This is a genomic window from Nodosilinea sp. LEGE 07088, from assembly GCF_015207395.1.
In the GTDB taxonomy this organism is placed as follows: domain Bacteria; phylum Cyanobacteriota; class Cyanobacteriia; order Phormidesmidales; family Phormidesmidaceae; genus Nodosilinea.
Map to the genome: position 1 here is coordinate 1 of NZ_JADEWX010000263.1, position 5861 is coordinate 5861.

2 protein-coding genes are annotated in these 5861 nt (G+C 57.5%); one reads left to right on the top strand and one right to left on the bottom strand.

The window, feature by feature from the left end; genetic code table 11:
- Positions 1 to 4385, bottom strand: a 4385-nt coding sequence (locus IQ254_RS29215) for a CHAT domain-containing protein (RefSeq protein ID WP_193969666.1), incomplete at its 3' end; no start/stop codon positions are given.
- Positions 4386 to 4634: 249 nt separating this feature from the next.
- Here IQ254_RS29215 and IQ254_RS29220 point away from each other — a divergent pair.
- On the top strand, positions 4635 to 5783 hold the full coding sequence (locus IQ254_RS29220; RefSeq protein ID WP_193969667.1) for an alanine--glyoxylate aminotransferase family protein: 1149 nt from the start codon (positions 4635 to 4637) through the stop codon (positions 5781 to 5783).
- Positions 5784 to 5861 lie beyond the last annotated feature (78 nt).

Genomic DNA, 5861 nt, shown 5'->3' on the forward strand with positions numbered 1-5861 from the left:
ATCAAGAACAACACCTCCGCTGCGTCGGCGTAATCGAGGGCGGGGTCATCGGCCAGGGCCGGGTCGCGGGAGCCGTTGAGGATGGCGACCATCGCCTGGATGAGCTGCCTAAGGGAGTCGGGTGTTTTTGGGTCGTTGGTCAACAGATTAAACACAGACTGAACTTTATCAAGCTGCTGCTGAGCCACAAGGTTTAGAACAATGTCTATCAGTTTGTTACCACCTCCCTGGATGTAGCCTCCTTGCTGTCGATAGGCTAGGTAAGCATCACGGGCATGAATCCAAGCTGACCGAGCAGCTTTAGGGTTACTGGTCGCGGTTTCAATATTGTGTAGAATACCGAAGGATTTCCAGGGCTGAGCAAAATTGCCAAACCTTCTGTTGCACTCAATTGTTGTCAAAACCTCTCCTCGTGCTTCGTCGTATCGCTGGAGTTTGCACAGGGCGTTAGCAATGTTGTTGCGTGCGAAGCTTTCGTGAAATATCTCTAGTTCAATAAAAATATCCCTCGCCTGCCGGTAAAAAACAATTGCTTCCTCTAGTCGGTTCAGGCAGTTTTCATAGAGTTCTCCCAACTGATTCAAGTTTTCTGCCTGCCCGGCTCGGCTATTAAGTTGGGTTCTTATTGCCAAAGACTGTCGATAGGCGGCTTCGGCGGCCTCGTAGTTGTTCGTCATATGATGTGCCTTGCCAATTTGATACCAAGCATTGGCTACTGAGGCGGGTTCGTTTTGCTGCTCGAAAAAAGTGCGGGCTTCTTCGTGACCTGCGATTGCCTCACTAACTTGCCCCTGCAAGAGTCTCACCGAAGCCAGTTGGGCCTTGCCTATCGCTACATCCCGCCAAGACTTACGATTTTTGTGCCGTAGTATTGCTACTTCATACTTTTCTGCTGCTTCCTCTAGCCGTCCCAACGCCTGCAAACAGTCAGCCTGCTCAATCAGGCAAACTGAAGCCATGCGTTCTGTCTCCAGGATAGAGACAGCCATACATGCTCTCTCTCCTCGCTCAACTATCGCCTCAAAAAGTTTCTGGGTCTTTATAAGAAGCTCTAGAGCTGGAGCTGCCTTACCTCCTGCTTTAAGTGCCCGACCGAGCAAGAAGTGGGCCATTGCCAAGTCAAAGTCTGCCCAGCCGTAGGCAGTAGACCCCGCTTTTTGGGCTTTGTGCAATAGTGACTGCGCTTGATCGCAGGCTGCCTGTGACTGTCCTTGGGCAAGCCATTGTTCAACCTGTAAGCGCTCATTTTGAAAATGGGTAGGTCCCCATTTTGGTATAGACAATACAGCTCTCTTGCGCAAAGCGATCGCCTGGGCAAGAGCCTGGGATCGGTTCAGGTTGGACAGCAGTTGCTCAATCATTCCAGCCTTACTCGCTGCTTGCTCTGCAGTCGAGCTATCTTTGGTAAGTTGATGGTCTAGCCACTTCAGCAGGGCCATCAAGTTAGGTAAATCTAGCAGCGTCAGTCGGTTGGCTAGCTGAGTGTTCTCATTCCACTGTTGATTTAGATAAGCCACCATTTGCATCATCGCCTCAGCCCAGTCGCCAGCCAGATCGGTTAACTGTTCTGGAGGCTGAGATGATCGCAAGTATGCTGAAAGGGCTGGATCTAAACGTAGGTAGCCGTACTCATGTATTTCTGCCAAGCCTACCTCAGCCAGCATAACCGCGATGGCTTGGACTGTTTCGGCATCAGCTACTCCCATCACGGCAGCTAGAATTCCTAATTGCCCTCCTTCATGGAACACAGCCAGTCGATTTACCTGCCACCGGATATTGCTTGGCAATCGCCTCAGCGACAGCTCCACGCTGGCATATAGCGAGTTCTCCCGATCGCCCGGATTCTCCGCCTCCAGCTTCGCCATCAACTGGGCCAGATTCCGCGTCGTCGCTCGCACTCCCTTCGCCACTTCCCTCGCCAGCAGCACCAGGGCGCGGGAGTGACGATTTACGGTTTCCACCAGTTCAGTAATCTCCTTCGGGGTGGTGGCGTTGTCGCTGGCGGGGGGCTCCCAGCCGTGTTGGGCCATCACCTGTTCGACAAGTCGCACCGCTTCGACTTCGCTCAGCCGTCCCAGTTCCACCGTGCATTTGGCCTTGGCAAAGGGGGCGGGCAGGGGTTCGCGGCTGGTGAACAGTAGGCGGCAGCGAGAGTCGGCGGCAAGCAGTTTCTGGCAGAGGGCCAGCAGTTCAGTCACATCCGCCACGCCAGCGGGGTTGTTGCCTTCGCTATCGGGCAGCACGCTTTCCATGTTGTCGAGCACGACCACCGTGGGGTAGTCCCGCAGGGCGCGTTCGATGGGCTGCAGGGCGGCGGCGAGGTCGTCGCCGTACTGGGCCACCAGATAACCCGTTACCAGTTGCCCGCCGATCGCTTGCAGCACGCCCTTCACATCCTGCACGTTCTGGGGCTCCACACTGACAAAGGCGGCGCGCTGAAACCGGCCCGACTGCACCAGCCAGCGGGCGATTTCCGTCGCCAGGGCGGTTTTGCCCAGGCCGCCGCTGCCGCGAACCACGGCGTAGGGTTCCTGCTGGAGCAGACGCTCCAGGTGCAGCAGTTGGCGGCTGCGACCGACAAAGTGGTGCTGCGGTTCTGGGGGGAGATCGCCCAGTTGTTTCTGTCGCCGCTCAGTCTGTAATCTGGCCGCCGCTTCCCCCACGGTGAAGGTAAACAGCTGGGGGTCGGCTTCATCCTGGTAGAGCACGGGCACAAACCAGTCTTGCAGCTCCAGGTTGCCCGCCCCCATAATCTTGAAGCGGTAGGGGTCGCCGTAGAGGGCCTCCTGCCCGGCCAGCATGGCATCTCCCACCCGTTTGCCCTCGGCCAGGGTGCGGTAAAAGGGCTCCACAAAGCGGCGGGCGGTTTCTACCAGCACCGAATGGCTCATGGCCACCACAGAACCTACCCCCTCTTCTAGCAGTCGGGCAGCAACCGAGGCCATCGGGTCGGCGGTGGCCTGGGCGGTCTGGCAGGCTTCTAGAAAAATCAGCGGCACGCCGTAGCCCCGCATTTCGGCAGCGAGTTCCTGAGCGTTCACCCGTTCGAGAAGTCGCTTGCCAAGTTTTTGGCGATCGCGATGGGCTTCAAAACAGAGATACCCCAGCCCGACGCGCCGGTCATACACGCCATGACCGTCAAAGTGGACAATTTCGTAGGGGTCGTTTTCTTCCCTGGCCCGTTGCAGGGCAGCTTTCATAGCCGGGAAGGTCGGCGGGCTGAGCAGATCTACCTTGACCAGATCTTCGCCCAAGGTTTCTACCGCCTGCACCAGGGCTTTGGCGCTGATGCGGTGGTCGATGTAGCCGACAGCATGGCCTTCCTCATCAACTTCTGGCCGGGGGCTGATCAGCAGCACTCGAATGGGCAGGTCAGTATGCAGCGTTTCCGTGCGCTTGCGGTTAGGCAGTCGTCGCCGCACCCGCACGCCGTTGCCCCCTTGGGAAAGGTAGCCGTCGCCGTCGTGCAGAATTTCCCAGGGTAGAGAAAGCAGATCGTTAGCCGCTTCGCGAAACAAGGCGGCTTCGTCGTCGGGGGTGCCCTCCAGCGGTTCTCCATCCACCTGCACAGAAAAGCGGCGATCGCCTTTGGTACGTTTCCATTCTTCCAACGGTTCTCGGGCAGAATCCGCGATTGTAGCAGCCCGATAGAGTTGCTGGCCCCACCGAGGTAATGCCTCTTCAGTCTGCGTTGCCCGTTGTTTAAAGACACCTGTAGGCCACTGATAGTACCTCTCGATGTACCAGCGAATTTCCTCTAGCTCTACAGGCCCCAGGGGAGCGGTGAAATGGTACTGGCGGCTGGTGATGGCGCGACTGTTGTTGGCAGGGAGATAGGTGAGTTCGGCAATGGCAGTAGCACGCCTAACGCCAGCGCTTTCGACGATTTGTGGATTTTTCAGCTCCAGCAGCAGTTCCTCTATCGGCTCGACTTCGACAGGTTCACCGGGCTGAAGGTCGTTGGGAAGTTCTTCGCCCAGGGCAGCGTAAATAGCTGGGATAGCTTCAGTCAGGCCATTGGTGCCTTCTGTGACAAAAGTATGGGCGTGGTCTTTAGGAAAGAGCCGGTTGAGGTGCCCCAGCAGAACCCCCGACAGCACCACGGAGATCACTTTGAATCCGTCTGTTCGTTCCTGGGCCAGATGGAGAGCCCAACGAGTTTCATCCCGTACCCAGCTAGACGCCAGAGCATCCACAGTCAGGACAACGATAAAGTGGCGAGCACTGCGAATAGCGGCCTCCACTTCAGACCACAGCCGATCGCCGCCGCTGAGCTGGCGGGAGTCTACCCAGGTCGTGAGGCCGTGAGCTTCAAGAATGTCCCGCAGGCGTCTGACGGTGGGGTCATCTTTAGTAGTGTGGGAAATAAAGATGTGGTCACTCATGCCCTGGTTTTGCCTGATGAAGTGCCGACCAAGCCCAGGCTAGGCCCAGGCTCATAGATATTCACCAAAGATAACTGCTCTCTTTCCGGAAGGCATTGCATTCCAAGTCTTTAGTTTCCCAATCCAAAATCCAAAATCCAAAATTCCCCATCACTTCTTACAACACCGCGAAGAAATTCAGAACCTCCCGTCCTTACTTGGTAAGCTGAAGGTTTGTTGCTTCATTTGCAGAGTTGGGTAGTAGCAGGCATGGATAACAAGTTAATGCTGATGATTCCGGGGCCGACCCCCGTACCAGAGCAGGTGCTGTTGGCCATGGCCAAGCACCCCATGGGCCACCGCAGCGGCGAATTTAGCACGATGATGGCCGAAGTCACCGAAAACCTGAAGTGGCTGCACCAGACCCAAAACGACGTGCTGGTGCTGGCGGCCAGCGGCACCGGGGCCATGGAGGCAGGCATCATCAACTTCCTCAGCGCGGGCGACAAAGTGCTGGTGGGCCGCAACGGCAAGTTTGGTGAACGCTGGGGCGATCTGGCCCGCGCCTACGGCCTCGTCACCCAGGAGATTACCGCCGAGTGGGGCAAACCCCTCAACCCCGACGACTTTAAGGCGGCACTGGAGGCCGACACCGCTAAAGACATCAAAGCGGTGATCCTCACCCACAGCGAAACCTCCACCGGGGTGCTCAACGACCTGGAAACCATCAATCGCCATGTCAAAGCCCACGGGGCGCTGATGATCGTCGATGCGGTGACCAGTTTGGGGGCCTGCTCGGTGCCGGTGGATGCCTGGGGCCTGGATGTGGTGGCGTCTGGGTCACAGAAGGGCTACATGATTCCGCCTGGGCTGGCCTTCGTCAGCGTCAGCGCCAAGGCCTGGGAGGCCTACGAAACGGCGACTTTGCCCAAGTTCTATCTCGATCTAAAGCCCTACAGCAAGGGGGCAGCCAAGAACACAACGCCGTTTACTCCGCCGGTGAATATGTTTTTTGCCTTGCAGACCGCCCTGCAAATGATGCAAAAAGAAGGCCTAGAGGCTATTTTTGCCCGCCACGATCGCCACAAGCGAGCCACCCGCGCCGCCATGAAGGCACTCAACCTACCCCTGTTTGGGGCCGACGACTGCGCCAGCCCGGCGATCACCGCCGTGATGCCCCAGGGGGTAGACGCAGAGCAAATTCGCTCGACGATGAAGCAGCAGTTTGACATCGCCCTGGCCGGGGGGCAGGATCACCTCAAGGGCCAGATCTTTCGCATTGGTCATCTGGGCTTTGTCTGCGATCGCGACCTGTTGACCGCCATCGCTGCGATCGAGGCCAGTCTAACTAAGCTGGGCTACGACCAGTTCACCCCTGGGGCCGGGGTCAATGCCGCAGGCCAAATTCTGTTGGCCTAGGCCTAACCACCGCCCCAGGTTCTGGGGGCGGCAAACGTTGGCTAACCCCTAATCCCCTCCTGGGAGAGGCTAGGGGTG